This window comes from Alishewanella sp. WH16-1 (assembly GCF_001441695.1).
In the GTDB taxonomy this organism is placed as follows: Bacteria; Pseudomonadota; Gammaproteobacteria; order Enterobacterales; family Alteromonadaceae; genus Alishewanella; species Alishewanella agri.
The window spans coordinates 1-17,618 of sequence record NZ_LCWL01000129.1; the positions used below are offsets into that span (position 1 = coordinate 1).

Genomic DNA, 17,618 nt, shown 5'->3' on the forward strand with positions numbered 1-17,618 from the left:
ATTTGTGGGGATCCCTCAGGTTTTCATCCTAAATTCGTCCGATTAATCAAGATGTAAATTATTAGCATCGTGTTTGCAATCGAGTGAATGGCGATACATAGTAGAATGTTTTCTTGAGTCATTCTGATTCTGCAGAGGATTATTGACATTACAGCAGCATTCAAAGGATTTCCACTATAATGAAAAGCTGTGAAAGCTACTGAAGATAAAATCATTCTTGCATATGTTTTTAATCCTTCTTTGGTGCTTCCAATTAATAATCCTCTGAAAAAGATTTCCTCTAACATAGGGATTATTGTCGCCAGTATTGAGAATGCCAAGTAGTGCTCTATGCTAAATATTTTCTCTGAAATGTAATTTGATTCTGAAGTATTTAATATGTACGCAAGATGTAATGTTATGAAAGCTAGTGCTAACGATGTCGGTTCTATTTTTTTTATAATGCCTCCAGACAAGTAAAATCTTTCTAGAGTATTCTCCTTTCTTTCTGAAGTGAAATAAATTAATTATGTCAGGATTACTGTTAAGAAAACAACTCTTGATAGTAGAGAGTTTTCGTCTATTCCCAACGATATTATTCCGGCAATTATAATGGTGCTAACTGCTAGTGATTTTATATATCTCTTTATTATTTCTTTTATAGTCATGGTCTTAAATTATTGCACTGCCAGTAAGATAGATTTATGGCAGTGCAACTGCCTTAGTCTTAAGTCATAGTAATGGATCGTTCTGGTGGGGGCCTCCTTCGTAATTCTTTGGCGGAGTCGGTATTGGAAGCGGGTAGGTAATATTTCCTGAGTTTAAGATTTCTCTTAAACTTTTAAGGCCATCTACAACAAGACCTGCGATATCCCATGCCGCAAAGGCACCAAGAAATAGTTCAATTCTTGAGCTCATTTGCTCCGGTAATACGTCAGTACTAGCATCTGCCGTGAAATTTGCAAGGTCTGCTAAAAGATTAAGAAGTTCTTCTGGACCACCAGTTAAGCCCTGAAAACCACCACTAACACTTTCAACTTGCTCAAAAGTTAATTCTTGCATAATATTTCTCCTTGAGTGGGTTAAGTAATTACAGCCTGCCTCTCAGGCTGCTAATCGGCTCAAGTAACCAGCTGAGTAAGCTGCGTTGCTCCAGCACGATATCTGCGCTTAGCAGCATGCCCGATTGCAGCGGGACGCTGCTGCCGTAAGCGCGGATCTCCTGACTCTCCAGTGCCACTGCGACCCGGTACACCGGTTCCTGGATGGGCACTGGCATGTCCAATTCATTAGGTAACAGAATGGCCTGGCCGGTCTGGGTTACTTCACCTTCATAAATGCCAAAACGTTGGTAGGGAAAAGCCTCAAAGCGTAACCGGGTGCGTTGACCGGGTTGCACAAAACCAAAAGCCCGGGTTGGCACTAGTAAAACGGCTTCCAAAGCTGTACCTGAGGGTAGGATAGTGAGTAACGGCTGCTGCGCGGCAATAGTCTTGCCGGGTTCAGCGATGAGGTTGGTCACCCGACCGGCAACGGGGGCGCTTAGCAGTAGCTGCTGACGTCCTTGTAGTTCCAGTTGTTGTTGCTCGAGGCGGCTATGCTCGCTCTCCAGCAGGCTGAGTTGTTGCTGATGTTCGGTCGGTAAACGTTGCAGCTGACCGTCTAACTGCGCCTGATTTGCTAACAGCTGCTGCCGGCTGCCATTAAGCTCAGCTAATTGTTGCTGGATTTGCAGGGTGGTTTCTTGTTGTAGTTGTAAGTCCAGCTTGCTGATGGCACCGCTGTCCGCCAGCGCGGTAAGACGCTCCAGTCTGTGTTGCTGCAATTGCCAGCGTTGCTGTAACAATTGCAGCTGTTGCCACTGCTCGGCTAATAACCGTTGTTGCAGGTATTGACGTTGCTGCAATTCCTGTTGTTGTTGCGTAAATTGCTGTTCAAGTTGTTGCCGCCGCTGCTCTAATAGCTGTTGTTGCGCTTGCAAACTCGCTTGCAGACTCTGGACCAGGCTCTCACCTTCTGCCAGTTGATCGGGAAATTGAATCAGTAGCAGGGGCGTACCGGCCGCGACTTCACTGCCATCCCGGACCAAAATCTGACTAATTACGCCACTGCGTCCGGCATAGACTTTGGCTAAACCCGCGGTAGGCTGCAGATAGCCGGTTACGGTTTCTTTGCGGTTAAAGTCAGCCAGCGCCAGAAAGCTAATTAAACTGCCGACTATTGCAACCAGGCTGGCGGTAAGCACAGTACTGCTGAGCGGCTGGGCTATGATGACGTCGCCTTCCAGCCGGTTTGCTTGCTGTTTTACCGCGGCAAGCCGGAAAAGGTTATTCCCTGTCATTTGTGATAAATAAGTTAATTAATGGTGATTAATTTATAGGCGGTAATTTGTGAGTGGTAAAGGCGCATCTAAGAATAATAATTTATAAAAAGTAGAACCGATAAAACTTAACGGTTTATAAAATATGGTGCTTAAGGAGGGCGTTTTATTTCAATAACCGCTGAAACAAGCGCTTTAGCGCCACTGGCTTTAACGGTTTTAATAAAAAGTAGTAGCCGCTATTGAGTGCCAGCTCGCGGATTTGCTGATCATGATCGGCGGAGTGAATAATAACGGGGGCAGTCAGCGCAAAATGAGCACTAAGTTGATTCGCGACCTCAATGCCGGTGGCATTATTATCCAGGTGGTAATCAAAAAGGCACAGATCGGGCTGAAACCCTTGTTGCAGCGCGGCCAGTACCTCAGCGGGTTGTGATAACGCCCGCACGTCACACTGCCAGCTTTGCAGCAGGCTTTGTACGGCATATAACAACTGGGGTTCGTTATCCAGCAGCAGGATTTTTTTGCCGTTAAAGCTGGCGCTGATATCGTTGCTAAGTGCCGGGCTAACGCTAACCGCAGTGCTACCGCTGATCAGCGGCAGGGTCACGCTAAAGCAACTGCCGCGTCCTTCTACCGATTGCAGCTGCAGTGGATGATCCAAAATCGTACTAATACGATGGGCAATCGCCAGTCCCAGTCCCAGGCCTTTTTGATCCGGTTGGCTGCCTTGTTGAAACTCTTCAAAAATCCGCTGCTGATCTGCGGTGGCAATGCCAACGCCGCTATCCAGTACGCAGAGCCGTAAGGCTTGACCAGTGCGTTTTACGCCGAGGATCACACGGCCACTTTCGGTATAACGAATTGCATTGGCCAATAAATTCTGTAACACCCGTTTTAGCAGTTTCCGATCGGTATTTACCACTAACTTGCTGCTATGCAGCTTAAACCTTAGCCCTTTACGTTCGGCGAGTACGGCTGCGTCGCGGGCTAGGTCCTGTAACAGTTGTGCTACGGCTACAGGTTGATGATGCGGCTTAACGACCCCGGAATCCAGTTTAGTCAGATCAAGAATGGCAGTTAGCAGCTCTTCGGCTGAATTTAGCGACTGGCTCAGGTTATCGGTTAATTGTCTTAGCTCTGGTTCGTTGATTTTTTGGCGCAACAGGCTGGCGAATAGGGCGGCAGCGTTAAAAGGTTGCATTAAGTCATGGCCGGCCGCGGCAAAAAACCGGGTTTTGGCCTGGGTGCTGGCTTCCAGCTGGCGCTGGGTTTTTTGCAATTGATCATTGAGTTGCTGCAGTTCGCTGGTGCGTGTTGCTACCCGTTGCTCCAGTAATTGATTACTTTGCTCCAGCTGTTGCTGCACAGCAATAAAAGAGCTGACATCAGTATAGGTGGTAACAAAGCCACCACCGGGCAACGGATTGCCCTGAATTTCCAGCACCCGGCCATCTTGCTGCCGGCGCTGCACTTTATAGGGGCTGCCCTGGCGTAAATAGCCGATCCGTTTTTGCACCTCAGCTTCAATATCGGCCGAATCAATCAGACCGCGCTGCAAGTTAAAGCGAATCAGCTCGGCCACAGGCTTACCCACTTCAACCATGCCAGGTGGATAACTAAACATCTCAATATAGCGCGGGTTCCAGGCTATTAGCCGCTGGTCGGCGTCTACGACGGCGATACCCTGGCTGATATTATCAATGGTCGACAGCAGCAAGCTCTGGTTAAAGCGAAACACCTGCCCGGCTTCATCAACAAAGCGTTCGACTGTCTCCATCGGTAGACGGGCGTGACGACCAATTGCGCCCATCACCAGGCGCATTGAGGCGCCACCTAATACCGCAGCTAAGCTACGCTCAGTGGCCTGAATAAAATTGGCGGATGCCTGGCGCTGTAAATCCGGCTCGCGCTCGCGCAGGTTGCGTTGTAATAAGCGCTGCGCCTCGCGCTCACCGGCAAAACGTCTCACTAAAAGATAACATTCTTCAATACTAAGCTGTTGTTGCGGCCGGCTGGCGGGCTCTTTATAGCCACGCAAAAAGCGCCCGCTCTGTAAGTATTCGCCTAAACCTGTTTGGGTTAGCTGACTGACCAGAATGGTCATCAGACTATTTACCGTTAAGCTTAACAAGACACCGAGCGTAATACTGTCACCTTGCCAGCCAAACAGTTGTTGTGGCGCCAGGATGCTTAGTCCAAACAAACCGTGTTGCGAAATGCTGCTGTGTATAATGCCGGCTCGGACCAGCTCAGGGAAAAGTAGGATGTAGGCCCAGATCAATGCGCCACTTAGCAAGCCTGCAATGGCACCGCTGCGGTTAATCCGTCTGGAGACTAAACCCATTATTAACACCGGTGCCAGCTGGGCTACCAGAGCAAAAGCAGTCAGGCCAAGCTGTGCCAGACCAGTACCACTGCCGATAGCGCGGTAATAAATAAAGCCCAGCAGCAACACAAATAGCATCGCCAGCCTGCGTAAGGTAGCAATTTTTATCGGGTTTTGCGCGGCGGTATCCAGTTTACTGCGCCGGAACAACAGTGGCACCAGTAATTCGTTGGTAATCAGGATCCCCAGTACCACTGTTGCGACCACCACCATACTGGTGGCAGCAGAGAAGCCGCCCAGATAAGCCAATAAGGCGATATCGGTGCGGTTGGCGGCCAGCGGTAATTGTAAAACCACCAGATCAATATTTGCTTGTTCACCCAGCAGCATCACCCCGGCCAGACCCAGCGGCAGGGTAAAAATTCCCATCAGTAGCAAATACAGCGGGAATAGCCAGCGCGCGCTGCGTAAATGGCTCAGGCGCTGGTTCTCAACAAAGCTGACGTGGAATTGCCGTGGTAGACAGAGTGTGGCCGCAAAACCGAGTAACACATGCACCCAGTAAGTGTGGGCTGGCAGGGCTTGTTGCTGAATATTCTGTACCGCGCTGTTATCAGCCGCGCGGCTAAAAATATCCGCAAAGCCATCAAACATGCCCCAGACCACAAAGGCACCAATCGCCAGTAGGGCCAGCAGCTTAACCAAAGATTCAAAGGCAATCGCCGTCATCAGGCCGGGGTTGGGTTGATGCGCTTTGGCGCTGCGGCTGACAAATAGCATGGCAAACACGGCCATCCACAAACAAACATAAAGCCCGGTATCGGTATACCAATATTCGCCGGTGGTGCTGCCAACTAAGGTATTAATGCTGGTTGCGACGGCCTGCAGTTGCAACGCGACATAGGGCATTACGGCTAAAAACAGAATCACCGTTATTAAGATGGCCAGTAAGCGGGAATGGCCAAAACGGGTAGCGATAAAATCGGCAATAGAGGTAATACGGTAGCGCCGGCAGGCAATGGCAATACGTGCGACTAACTTAAAACCAAACCAAAACAGGATAAAGGAGCCGATATAGGTGGGTGGCAGCCACCAGCCATTAACCACAGCTTGTGCGGTAACACCATAAAAGGCCCAGGAGGTACAGTAAATTGACAGCGCCAGGCTAAACACCCAGGGCGCCAAAGGGTGACGGGCGCTGACCCGGCGGCCAAATAAGCCCACCGAATACAGCACCAATAAGTAGACTAGTGAAATGGCGGCAAGGGTCGCCAGACCGATGCCGCTGGCGTTTTGAATCATTTCAGCCGCAGAATTCATCTCAGAGTATTGGCTGATTGTGCCGAATAAGCGCGCAACTTGCTAGCGCGCCGTCCAGCCACCATCCAGCACCAGCGTTTGTGCCGTAATATGTTTAGCGGCGTCCTGGCAGAGAAACAGGGCGGTGCCGGCAATTTCACTAACATCAATAAAGGCCTTTTGTGGCATCGGCGCTAACATAATCTGCTCTACCACCTGCTGTTCGGTCAGGTTATGCTCCTTTGCCTGAGCTGCAATTTGCTTTTCCACCAGCGGCGTTTTTACATAAGCCGGGCAAATGGTATTAATCGTAAAGTTACAGTCGGCATTTTCCAGTGCCACGACTTTACTAAAACCCAGCAAACCGTGCTTGGCGGCAACATAGGCCGATTTAAACGGCGAGGCCACCAGGGCATGAATAGAACCGATATTAATTACCCGGCCAAAGTTGTTGGCGCGCATTTGCGGCAACATGGCACGGGTTAACATCGCCGGCCCGGTCAGCATGACCTCAATTAGCAGCTGCCACTTTTCCGGAGGAAAATCCTCCAGCCGTGCCACATGTTGAATACCGGCATTATTGACCAGAATATCGGCCGGAAAGCGCGCCGCGCAGTCGGCAATCTGTGCCGGGTTAGTCACATCCAACACACAATAATCAGCATCATAGCCCTGTGCCTGTAACTGAGTCGCTTTTTCGGTTAACAACTGTTCGTTCAAATCGGCCAACACCACCTGGTGCTGCGCTTTGGCGAATGCCTGTGCCACAGCAAAACCAATGCCGCCGGTCGCGCCCGTAATAACAACCCGCATAATTACTCTCCGCTTAACTGCTATGGTCTGATACTAGAAAAGCCGGTGCCGATACTCAACGGTACTTTAGTGCTATGTGCAGTGCGATATTGCCATCACCGGCTTCGCAAAGGGTCAGCTGCGAAGTGCCCCGCGGCTTTGCGAACCGGGGAACCTGTGATAGATTTAGCCACTTTAATAAAAACCAACGCGCTTCATTGAACCCTGTTATCAGCATACCGCAACAAATTTTTTGCCGTATTCAGATCAACCGAAGCTAAAACAAAGGCCTGCCAAGACAGCGCCAAGCCGCAGACCAAGAGGATACACCTATGACAACTACCAGCAGGACGCCGCCAGGCGCCCCGGAAAAACGTGGCTGGTTTACCCGCTTTCTCGATACTGTAGAATTTTTAGGTAATTTATTACCGCATCCGGTTACCTTATTCGCCTGTTTTGCAATTGCCGTGGTAATCGGCAGCGGTATTGCCGCTTACTTTGATTTTAGTGCCATCGACCCGCGGCCAGAGGGCACTGCCGGCCGCGCAGCCGACGGTATGATTAAAGTCGTCAGCCTGATGAATGTTGACGGCTTACAGCGCATTGTCTCTAACCTGGTGACTAACTTTACCAACTTTCCGCCATTAGGGGTGGTGTTAGTGGCGTTACTCGGCGTTAGTATTGCTGAGCATTCCGGGCTCATCTCGGCCGCCATGCGCGGTTTGGTGATGAATGCCTCCAAGCGGATGGTGACGGTAACCATCGTCTTTGCCGGTATTATTTCGAATACCGCCTCTGAGCTGGGCTATGTGGTATTGATCCCGATGGCAGCGGTCATTTTCCACTCTTTAGGGCGCCATCCGCTGGCAGGTTTAGCGGCGGCCTTTGCCGGGGTATCCGGTGGCTACAGCGCTAACCTCTTTATCGGCACTGTGGATCCGCTGTTAGCCGGCTTTACTACTTCTGCTGCCAATCTGATTGACCCGAATTATGTGGTTGGTCCGGAAGCTAACTGGTTCTTTATGATTGCCAGTACCTTTGTTATTGCCGCTCTAGGTGCCTTTGTTACCGAGAAGATCGTTGAGCCCAAGCTGGGCAAATATAATGTCAGCGAAGCCGCTGTCGATTTGGGCGAGCAAAAGCTGGAACAGCTTACCGCTATTGAGCGTAAAGGTTTAAAGCTGGCTGGTTTGGCGTTTTTGGCAATCGGGCTGCTGCTGGCGCTGAGTGTGGTGCCGGCCGATGGCGTTTTACGCCACCCAGACACTGGCCTGGTGGCTGACTCACCGTTCTTAAAAGGTATCGTAGTGTTTATCTTTGTGTCCTTTGCCATTCCGGGTTTTATCTACGGCAAGGTAGTCGGCACTATGCAAACTGATCGTGATGTGATCAATGCGATGGCAAAAAGCATCAGCTCCATGGGGTTGTATATCGTACTGGTGTTCTTCGCGGCGCAGTTTGTGGCTTTCTTCGGCTGGTCGAATCTGGGCGCGATTCTGGCGGTAAAAGGCGCCACCTTGCTGCAGGATATCGGGTTAACCGGCCCAATGCTGTTTGTATTTTTTATTGGTATGTGCGCCATTGTTAACTTGTCGTTGGGTTCGGCCTCGGCGCAATGGGCGATTTTTGCGCCGATCTTCGTGCCGATGCTAATGATTGTCGGTTATTCACCAGAAGTGATTCAGGCGGCATACCGGATTGGCGATTCGGTAACCAACCTGATCACGCCGATGATGAGCTACTTTGGCCTGATCCTGGCCGTGGCCGCCCGCTATAAGAAAGACTTAGGCATCGGTACCCTGATTGCGACCATGCTGCCTTATACCATGATTTTCTTTATCGGCTGGGTAGTGCTGTTTTATCTGTGGGTCTTTGTGCTGGGGTTACCGGTTGGTCCTGGCTCACCCACTTACTATGAATTCACGCAGTAATGGGCTTGAGGGTCTTACTGCTGTCATAAAGCTGTGATATAACAACGGCAGTTTAGACGCCAATTGCAAGCTTGGCGTTTGCCGAATCGAACCAGGCTCCTGCCGATGTAGTGGGAGCTTTTTAAACATTCAGAGAATAGAGTTGTATATGGAACAGAATAAAGTTGTAGGGTTGCATAAAGAAAAACACGCCAAAACCAAAATCAGTTCAGTGCGCCCGTTTAATCATATCGCGCAAGAGCATATGCTGCCGGTGGTGGTACACGAGTTTGTCGTCGCAGGTGCCGAATTCCCGGTGGTGTTTGTTAAAGATCCCGCCAGTGAGCGCTTTCAGTCGGTGGTATTGCTAGGTCTGGCGGCCCGGCAGAATCTGCTGATCAAAGAAGACAAATGGGACGCCATGTATGTACCCCGTGTCGTGCGTAATTACCCACTGTTACTGGTACAGGAAGATCCAAATAGCGACCGCTTAATCGTCGCCATTGATGAAGCCTCTGAGCGCGTTAACGAAGCCGAAGGTTTCCCTCTGTTCAACGACGATGGCAGCGAGAGTGAGTTTTTAACTGTACGTAAGCAGCAGATGGGCGAGTATGTTGATTTTGCGCAAATTACCCAAGCCTTTGTTGAAAAGCTGAAGAGCCTTGAGCTGTTAAAAGAGCAGGTGCTGACAGTGACCATCAACGAAGAAAAACGCAATATCAACGGCATTTACATGGTCGATGATAAAAAGCTGAATGAATTATCGGATGAAGCTTTCCTGGATCTGCGTAAACAAGGTTATTTAACGGCGATTTATGCGCATCTGATGTCACTGCAGCACACGCAGAAGCTGGTACAAAAATTAGCAGAGCGCGAAGAAGCTGCCAAGGCCTAAGCCTTGTACGGATAAATCGGCAAATAACACAACGGCAGCTCAGGCTGCCGTTGTTGTTTAAAAATAAAAACTAATTCAACAAGTTAACTGCGGCCAAATTTAGTCAGTAATGCCAGTCGCACATGTTCCGGTACAAAGCTTGAGACATCACCGCCATGTCGGCACACTTCTTTAACCAGGGTTGATGAGATAAAGGTATTTTTCTCCGACGGCGTCATAAAAATACTATCCAGCTCCGGGTTTAATGAGCGGTTCATACTGGCCAGCTGAAACTCATACTCATAGTCGGCGACGGCCCGCACGCCGCGGATCAGCACCTGCGCCTGCTGGCTTTTGGCAAAATCGGCCAACAGACCGGAAAAACCAATCACACTGACATTACTACAACCGGCAAAGGCCTGCTTTGCCAGCGCTACCCGTTCATCTAAACTAAACAGTGGTTGTTTACTGGGGTTAGCTGCAACCGCGACAATCAGGGTTTCAAACAAGCGCGCCGCACGCAGTACAATATCGGCATGGCCATTGGTTAAGGGATCAAAAGTCCCGGGATACACAGCGCGAATATGCATTAAAAGCAGTTCCTGTAAGGGCCAGCATAGTGCCTGCTGGCAATTAACGACAGTTTGGCGTTACTATAGCAAAATAACCGCTTAAAAAAAGAAGCCTGCAGTTCGCAATGGAAAAGAAGCTCAGAACCAAAGACCGGATTATCCAAGCCAGTATCGCCCTGTTTAACGAAGTCGGTGAGCGTCAGGTTACCACTAACCATATCGCCGCCCATCTGGGCATCAGCCCCGGTAACCTGTATTACCATTTCCGCAATAAAGAAGACATTATCCGGCATATCTTCCGCGAATATACCAAGTTACTGGAAACCAGGATTAAACCGCCTTCAGCCCAAGCCAAGCCACTGGATGCCCTGACTGATTATCTGGATATCGTATTTGAGCTGATGTGGCGGTTTCATTTTTTCTACGCCAATCTGCCGGATATCCTGTCACGGGATCCGGCTTTGCAACAGGATTACCTGCAGGTGCAGCAGGGCGTACTGGCGCGGGTGATGACGGTAATTAAAGCCTTAAAAGCTCAGGGCGTCATTGCAGTTGATGAAGCCGATATCCGCGATCTGGCGCACAATATCAAACTGCTGGTTACCTTCTGGATCAGCTATCTGAAAACCCAGGCGCCACAGGCCGAAGTCAATCAGGCCAATCTGTACCGTGGCGTACTGAAAGTACTGCTGTTATTTAAGCCTTATGCCACCACCGCCGCCCGCGCTGATATGCTGCAACTGCAACATTACTACAGCCAACTGGTCGGAACAGATCTGGCAGCGGCCGATTTGTAGCCAATTCTTTACAAGCGGGGCAGGCAAGCCCCGCTAATCTTCGGTATAATCGCTGCAGCAAGGGCCGCTAAAAAGTACAATAGCGCGTCAAATCAACTTACCCGCCTACATTGCCAGAGGAGGCTTTATGCGCAATGGCGCTTTTCTGCACCATCTACAACAACAAATCGAAGAGGTGAAAGCAGAAGGTCTGTACAAAGCAGAACGTATTATCAGCTCACAACAACAAGCCAGCGTTACCGTTGGTAGCGAGCAGGTACTAAACTTTTGTGCCAATAACTATCTGGGCCTGGCCAATAACCCCGAGCTGATTGCTGCCGCGCAGCAGGGCCTGCAAAGCCACGGCTTTGGTGTCGCCTCAGTGCGTTTTATCTGTGGTACCCAGGATATCCATAAACAGCTGGAAGCGAAAATCAGTGCCTTTTTAGGTACCGAAGATACCATCCTGTACTCTTCCTGTTTTGATGCCAATGGCGGTTTGTTTGAAACCATCCTTGGTGCCGAAGATGCGGTGATCTCGGATGCACTGAACCATGCCTCTATTATTGACGGTGTGCGGCTTTGTAAAGCCAAACGCTACCGTTATGCCAATAACAATATGGCCGAGCTGGAAGCCCAGCTGCAGCAGGCCGATGCCGATGGCGCCCGTTTTAAGCTGATTGCCACTGATGGCGTGTTCTCGATGGATGGCGTGATTGCCGACTTAAAAGCGGTCTGTGATCTGGCCGATAAATACAACGCCATGGTAATGGTTGACGATAGCCATGCCGTGGGTTTTGTGGGTAAAAATGGCCGCGGCACCCATGAATACTGTGAGGTGATGGACAGAGTCGATATTATTACCGGTACCCTGGGCAAGGCGCTGGGCGGTGCCTCCGGTGGTTATACCTCAGGTAAAAAAGAAATTATCGAATGGCTGCGGCAGCGTTCACGGCCTTATCTGTTCTCGAACTCGTTAGCGCCTTCTATTGTTACTGCGTCAATCAAGGTGCTGGAGATGCTGGAGCAGGGCGGCGCGCTGCGGGAAAAGCTGTGGCAAAACGCCAATTATTTCCGCGAGCAGATGACGGCCGCCGGCTTTACGCTGGCCGGTAAAGATCATGCCATTATTCCGGTGATGCTGGGTGATGCCAAGGTCGCCGCCGAAATGGCGAAACGCATGCTGGCCGAGGGCATCTATGTGGTTGGTTTCTCCTTCCCGGTGGTACCGAAAGGCCAGGCGCGGATCCGCACCCAGATTTCGGCGGCACATACAAAAGAGCAGCTGGATAAAGCCATTGCGGCCTTTATCCGTATTGGTAAAGACATGGGCGTGATCGCATAAGGCGGGGCGTAATAATGAAAGCATTAGCAAAATTAAAAGCAGAACCGGGCATTTGGCAAACCGAGGTTGAGAAACCGCAAGTGGGGCCAAACGATGTGCTGATCCGGATTAAAAAAACCGCCATCTGTGGCACAGACGTGCATATCTACAAATGGGACGAATGGGCGCAGAACACCATTCCGCATGGCATGGTAGTGGGCCATGAATATGTCGGCGTTATTGAAGGCATGGGCTCAGAAGTGCGCGGCTTTAAAGTGGGTGACCGTGTCTCCGGCGAAGGCCATATTACCTGTGGTTACTGCCGTAACTGCCGCGCCGGCCGCGTGCATTTATGCCGTAATACCATTGGTGTGGGGGTAAACCGTACCGGCTCCTTTGCTGAATATCTGGTGATCCCGGCTTATAACGCCTTTAAACTGCCGGACAATATCCCGGATAATATTGCGGCGATCTTTGACCCCTTTGGCAATGCCGTACATACCGCCCTGTCTTTTGATCTGGTGGGTGAAGATGTGCTGATCACCGGCGCCGGCCCTATCGGTATTATGGCGGCCGCGGTCGCGCGCCATGTTGGTGCCCGGCATGTGGTGGTAACAGACGTTAACCCGTACCGGCTTGAGCTGGCGCTGAAAATGGGCGCCAGCCGTGCCGTTGATGTCAGCAAACAGAACCTGAAAGACGTGATGCAGGAGCTGGGCATGACCGAAGGCTTTGATGTTGGTCTGGAGATGTCTGGCGTTCCGGCAGCCTTTAACAGCATGCTGGATACCATGAACCATGGCGGTAAGATTGCCATGCTGGGCATTCCGCCATCGACCATGGCGATTGACTGGAATAAGGTCATCTTTAAAGGCCTGGTAATTAAAGGCATCTACGGCCGGGAAATGTTTGAAACCTGGTATAAGATGGCGAGCTTAATTCAGTCTGGTCTGGATTTAAGCCCGATTATTACCCACGAAATGCCAATGGAAAACTATAAAGAAGGCTTTGAGATTATGTGCTCAGGCCAGTCGGGTAAGGTGATCCTAAACTGGTCTTAAGCCCCGGCTTAAACAGCCCCGTCCGCTGTGGCGGGGCAGTACACCTGATTACGTCCCTGCTGTTTGGCCTGGTACATCGCAGCATCAGCTGCTGCCAGCAGCGCACTTAAATCGTAACCGGCCTGATTGCTGTCTGCTACACCAAAGCTGGCGGTCACTTTAAATTGCTGCTGATAACCACTGGTATCAATATCTGCCAGCGCCGTACGACAAATCTCGGCCAGCATCGACGCCTGCTCGGCAGTGCAGTCAGTCAGCAGGATCACAAACTCTTCGCCACCAATACGGCCAAAAATATCGCTGTGCCGGATAAAGTTGCGGCAACTTAGCACCACCTGTTGCAAGGTCCAGTCACCGGCAGCATGACCAAAACGGTCATTAATTTGTTTAAAGTGGTCCAAATCAAACAGGATCAGCGCTACCGGCCGCTGCGCCCGGATGCAATGGGTAATTTCCCGCTGCGCCTGCTCGGTAAAATGATAACGGTTGCTAATGCCGGTAAGTTGGTCAAACTCGGCCATTTTGCGGTAACGCTTACTGCGGGTCAGGCCACGGTAGGTCAGCAAGCCAAGGATTAAACTCAGGCTACCAATCAGTAATAGCAGCAGGTAACGGTTTTCCGCCTGCTGCTGATATAAATTACGTTCCAGCGTAAGCAGTTCATTATCTTTATCCAATAGCTGGATCCGTTGCTCTTTCAGACGGGCCTCGCCACTGGCCAGCTGGTAAGCCAATTGCTGCGAGGCTTTTTCTCTGGCAATCGCCAGCTCGGTATCACGGCGTTTTTCGCTATAACGCAGCAGGTTGTCAAAGTTACGCTCCGCCTGCGCCAGCAGCGTTAGTACCCGGTAGGTACTCAGCACCGCCGGATCATTGCGATCGCCCGGTAAACTTTGCTCAGCGCGCTGCGCCAGCTCACTGGCTGCAGCAAACTCGCCCTGTTGTAATAGCGCTTCTGCGGCGGCGGCGTTAAAACCGGCGGTTAAAATCGGATAATTAATCTGTTCAACCTGAGAATAATACTGCTGATAAAACGCCAGGGCAGCAGCGGCTTGCTGTTGTTCCAGTAAATAGAACATATGGTTGCGGGTAGCTAAAAGATAAAAAAGTGTTTCAGCACTATCTTTGCATAAGCTGCTAGTTTCATCAAAATCCTGAATATAAGATTGGAATGTCTGAGTTTTGTAGCTGCTCTGTAGTCCGAGCGCCTTTAACCTACAGCGAATACTCTTATCCGAAGCTATACTCAGGCCTCGCTCAACTAAATGTTGTGCTAGGTCAAATCGATCTATATTGTTGTAAAGTAATATTATTTGCCCAGTAAGTTGATAGTAAGCCAGTTCATCTGTAATGTTTGGTAAATTGACCAGCAACTGTTCAATACTGATAAAAGCATTGATATACTGAAAACTCAAAATATCGATATTTACCCGTAATCCTAGCATTCTTAGCGAGAGATGCTTGTCTTGTGTTGATTCGTGTTGTTCTAAAATTGCTTTGGCCTGACTAAACTCCCCAGATAATACTAAGTCCCATGAATATAAAAGCGCTAAATGGCTTTTCTGATTTTTGGGCAGGGCTTCCAACTCAAGGTAAGGCTTTAATTTTTTCACGTCTGAGCTAAAGCGACTCCGGTCTTTCAATCGGAGTTCTTCCAGAGCAGTTAGTTGGCTCTGGATATCAACAGCAAACAACGGCGTACAATTTAATAGTAGCGTTGTTGCGAGTAGCCAGACGATGCCGTGTGACATCAGTGATGCTGACTAGCCGACCGCATTAAAAAGCAATTCGTCATTAGCTTCTTCAGGATCAGGCTCTTGCTCATCCGGTGTTTCGGGGGCTGGCACTGAGGGCTCTTCTGGTGTTATAACAAAACAAATTATTTTACTTTTTAGCAGGGACTCTTCGGTTTCTCTCAACTCAGCCAATAGCGCAGCATTATCGGATTCGACGCTGGGTTGCCAGACCGGTGTAAGTGCCAGGCTTAGTAGTTGCTCAGATAAAGTAGACATTAGCAGGGCTCGGTAATTAAAGGTCGATATGCCTAATGTAGGCAGTTTTTATGACAGCAGCAAGGGGCCTTTGGTTTTATTTTCGGGATTCTTCCGCCGGGTTCAGCTTAAGTGGCCGGCTTAGCCGTAAAAAGCCATCCGCTAGTTCGGCACTGACCTTAAACCCCAGCTTGGCTGCCGAATGCAGGGCGGCGAGATTTTGCTGCTGGATCCTTTTGCTCAGGGTTTCAATTCCGCCCAGACACCCGGCCTGCGCAATCAACAATCGGCTAAGTTGGGTGCCGAGCCCCTGCTGTTGCCAGGCAGGTAACAACATACGGCCAAGCTCAGCCTCGCTGGCATTGGCGCCCGGTAATAACATCGCCAGCCCGATAGCGCCCACTCCGGCCAGTTGTACCTGAAAATACGCTGCCGGCCAGCTGGTGGTTGTCGCTGTGGTCACAGGCAAAGAGGCAGGCTGCTGCAGGTGCTGTAGCAGCGTATTAAAACGCGCCCGCGCCTGCGTTATGCTTAGTGCCGGACCGATATGCCGCATTACCTGGGGTTCGCAAAATAACGCCAGAAATAGTGGCTCGGCCGCAGGGTCAAGAGCCTGTAACGTCAGGCCGGGTTGGCTGGTGCCGTTAACGGCTAACATCTGTTGCCTGATCCAGTGCGGCCAATTGTTGCAGCAGTTCCGTATTGGCCTGTAGCGCGCTACAGGGCGGGATCACCAGTGTGGTTTTACCGCTGACAGTGGCCTGTGCCAGTTGGGCTAATGGTAAATGCTCAATGCGAGCTTGCTGGGTCGGCAGGCTGGCCGCTTCATAAAGGGTAACCTGATGTGCCGGCGGATAAAAACGGCATAAATAGTCGCTTAACAGCTGCCGGTATTGGCCGGGGGTGGCAAAGCGTGCCAGACTGCGGTCGCCGGCAACACCCAGTTGCCATAAAATAAGGTAGGCGGCGGTATCGATAGTGCGCTGATAAAACATAAACTGGCTGCATTCGTACAGCTGGCAACCATAGCGACCCGGGTCAATCCCCAGATCGGCATACAGACAGTCTTCGGCTGAGATCGCCGGTAGCATCCGGCTAAAATAGCCTTGTTGCTGTGCCTGCTTCACTGCCTGATGCGGTACCCAGGCAAAGACCCCCGGATGACCATAAAAGGCGCCAACCACCTTTTTACCGGCTACGACTTCAGCCAGCATCGCCTCAACCATTAGCTGATAGCTATGCTGGCGTGATGGCCCCTGATGATAATAAGGCTGCAGTGAGCGGGCGTCCGGGTGCATCTCCAGTAACCATTGCTCGGTTAACGCATCGGCCATTAGCACAAAGACCACATCGGCAGCAGCGATATAGTTGCGGCTAAGCGGGTCCAGATGGGCGCCCAGCATAATGCCGGTACCCAGGCAAATCAGACTGCCCTGCGTCATGTGGCCCCCTAGTCGCTGCGTTGTTGCTCAAGTAACTGCAAAATATCCCGGCTTTTGGTCAGTAAGCGCAGCTGGCTAAATAACTGCTGCGCCTCGGGGTATTGCAGTTTCAGGTAACTAAACCATTGCTTTACCCGGTTAGCGTAATATTTGCCTTTATCGCCGGCAATTTCAAATTCGGAATAGTGCATCAATAACGCCAGCACCTCTGGCCAGGGCAGTGGGGCGGCCTGATCACGGATATGCCGCGCCAGATTGGGCATCGCCAGCGCGCCGCGGCCAAGCATAATATCCTGGCACTGACTTTGCTGCTGACATAGCAGCGCTTGTTCGGCATTCCAGATCTCGCCATTAGCAACCAACGGTATTTTTACCTGCTGCTTTATTTTGGCAATCCAGGGCCAATACGCCGGTGGCCGGTATCCATCGCTTTTGGTGCGGGCATGGATTGCCAGGCTGCTGGCGCCGGCCTCGGCAATGGCTTTAGCATTGTCAAGCGCCAGGCTGGTATCGTCATAACCGAGCCGAATTTTGGCGCTGACCGGAAACTGCGCCGGTACGGCGTCGCGCACGGCTTTTACGATCCGATACAAGGTCTCGGTTTCTTTTAACAGCACGGCGCCGCCGCGGCTCTTATTCACTGTTTTTGCCGGGCAACCAAAATTCAGATCGACGCCGGGTGAGCCCAGTTCCACCGCCCGCGCTGCATTTTCGGCCAGCCAGTGTGGTTCCTGCCCCAATAATTGCACCCGTACCGGGGTGCCGGCGCGGGTTTTACCACCTTGCAGCAGTTCCGGGCACAGCCGGGTAAACACCCGGGCCGGCAGTTTTTGGTCTACCACCCGCACAAATTCGGTAATGCACAAGTCATAGCCGCCAATTTGCGTCAGCATCTCGCGCATCAGGTGATCCACCACGCCCTCCATCGGGGCCAGTACGATTTTCATTT

The 17,618-nt window shown here is 50.8% G+C and carries 16 protein-coding genes; 5 read left to right on the forward strand and 11 right to left on the reverse strand.

Annotated features, from left to right (window positions below; translation table 11 throughout):
- Nucleotides 1-23 precede the first annotated feature (23 nt).
- The 5 genes from AAY72_RS17055 to AAY72_RS13795 all read right to left on the reverse strand — a co-directional run bounded on the left by AAY72_RS17055 (nt 24) and on the right by AAY72_RS13795 (nt 6,740).
- Nucleotides 24-455, reverse strand: coding sequence for a CPBP family intramembrane glutamic endopeptidase (locus AAY72_RS17055; protein WP_057788272.1), 432 nt, complete (start codon nt 453-455; stop codon nt 24-26).
- A gap of 256 nt (nt 456-711) precedes the next feature.
- Nucleotides 712-1,041 (reverse strand): hypothetical protein, encoded by a 330-nt coding sequence (locus tag AAY72_RS13780; RefSeq protein ID WP_057788274.1) that lies wholly within the window; start codon nt 1,039-1,041, stop codon nt 712-714.
- Nucleotides 1,042-1,069: 28 nt separating this feature from the next.
- Nucleotides 1,070-2,320: an HlyD family secretion protein gene (locus AAY72_RS13785; protein ID WP_057788276.1), complete on the reverse strand. Its 1,251-nt coding sequence runs from the start codon at nt 2,318-2,320 to the stop codon at nt 1,070-1,072.
- Between the two features lie 145 nt (nt 2,321-2,465).
- Nucleotides 2,466-5,930 (reverse strand): PAS domain-containing hybrid sensor histidine kinase/response regulator, encoded by a 3,465-nt coding sequence (locus tag AAY72_RS13790; RefSeq protein WP_231728974.1) that lies wholly within the window; start codon nt 5,928-5,930, stop codon nt 2,466-2,468.
- Nucleotides 5,931-5,990: 60 nt separating this feature from the next.
- A complete protein-coding gene (locus AAY72_RS13795) occupies nt 5,991-6,740 on the reverse strand; it encodes a 3-hydroxybutyrate dehydrogenase (protein WP_057788280.1) in 750 nt (249 codons plus the stop codon).
- Nucleotides 6,741-7,051: 311 nt separating this feature from the next.
- On the opposite strand from AAY72_RS13795, the gene AAY72_RS13800 reads away from it, so the two are divergent.
- A complete protein-coding gene (locus AAY72_RS13800; protein ID WP_008984576.1) occupies nt 7,052-8,650 on the forward strand; it encodes an AbgT family transporter in 1,599 nt (532 codons plus the stop codon).
- 148 nt (nt 8,651-8,798) lie between these two features.
- Nucleotides 8,799-9,524: a SapC family protein gene (locus tag AAY72_RS13805; RefSeq protein WP_008984575.1), complete on the forward strand. Its 726-nt coding sequence runs from the start codon at nt 8,799-8,801 to the stop codon at nt 9,522-9,524.
- 83 nt (nt 9,525-9,607) lie between these two features.
- Here AAY72_RS13805 and coaD read toward each other — a convergent pair whose 3' ends face one another.
- Nucleotides 9,608-10,093, reverse strand: a complete 486-nt coding sequence (gene coaD, locus AAY72_RS13810) for a pantetheine-phosphate adenylyltransferase (protein WP_008984574.1) — start codon at nt 10,091-10,093, stop codon at nt 9,608-9,610.
- 107 nt (nt 10,094-10,200) lie between these two features.
- Between coaD and AAY72_RS13815 the strand changes: the two genes are divergently transcribed.
- The 3 genes from AAY72_RS13815 to tdh all read left to right on the forward strand — a co-directional run bounded on the left by AAY72_RS13815 (nt 10,201) and on the right by tdh (nt 13,236).
- Entirely contained in the window at nt 10,201-10,872 is a 672-nt protein-coding gene (locus tag AAY72_RS13815; RefSeq protein WP_057788282.1) for a TetR/AcrR family transcriptional regulator, read from the forward strand.
- A 127-nt stretch (nt 10,873-10,999) separates the two neighbouring features.
- Complete coding sequence (locus tag AAY72_RS13820; RefSeq protein ID WP_008984572.1) at nt 11,000-12,196, forward strand: glycine C-acetyltransferase; 1,197 nt, start codon at nt 11,000-11,002, stop codon at nt 12,194-12,196.
- 14 nt (nt 12,197-12,210) lie between these two features.
- The gene (tdh, locus tag AAY72_RS13825; RefSeq protein ID WP_057788284.1) at nt 12,211-13,236 is read left to right on the forward strand and encodes an L-threonine 3-dehydrogenase; all 1,026 of its coding nucleotides are present in this window, start codon (nt 12,211-12,213) and stop codon (nt 13,234-13,236) included.
- Nucleotides 13,237-13,244: 8 nt separating this feature from the next.
- On the opposite strand, the gene AAY72_RS13830 is transcribed toward tdh, so the two are convergent.
- The 5 genes from AAY72_RS13830 to dusC form a co-directional block, all read right to left on the reverse strand.
- The gene (locus tag AAY72_RS13830; RefSeq protein ID WP_057788358.1) at nt 13,245-14,315 is read right to left on the reverse strand and encodes a GGDEF domain-containing protein; all 1,071 of its coding nucleotides are present in this window, start codon (nt 14,313-14,315) and stop codon (nt 13,245-13,247) included.
- 684 nt (nt 14,316-14,999) lie between these two features.
- Nucleotides 15,000-15,248: a hypothetical protein gene (locus tag AAY72_RS13835; protein WP_057788285.1), complete on the reverse strand. Its 249-nt coding sequence runs from the start codon at nt 15,246-15,248 to the stop codon at nt 15,000-15,002.
- A 76-nt stretch (nt 15,249-15,324) separates the two neighbouring features.
- On the reverse strand, nt 15,325-15,885 hold the full coding sequence (locus AAY72_RS13840; RefSeq protein WP_008606934.1) for a GNAT family N-acetyltransferase: 561 nt from the start codon (nt 15,883-15,885) through the stop codon (nt 15,325-15,327).
- On the reverse strand, nt 15,872-16,669 hold the full coding sequence (locus tag AAY72_RS13845) for an SAM-dependent methyltransferase (RefSeq protein WP_057788287.1): 798 nt from the start codon (nt 16,667-16,669) through the stop codon (nt 15,872-15,874). The genes AAY72_RS13840 and AAY72_RS13845 overlap by 14 nt, the downstream gene beginning before the upstream one ends.
- 8 nt (nt 16,670-16,677) lie before the next feature.
- On the reverse strand, nt 16,678-17,616 hold the full coding sequence (gene dusC, locus AAY72_RS13850) for a tRNA dihydrouridine(16) synthase DusC (protein ID WP_057788289.1): 939 nt from the start codon (nt 17,614-17,616) through the stop codon (nt 16,678-16,680).
- Nucleotides 17,617-17,618 lie beyond the last annotated feature (2 nt).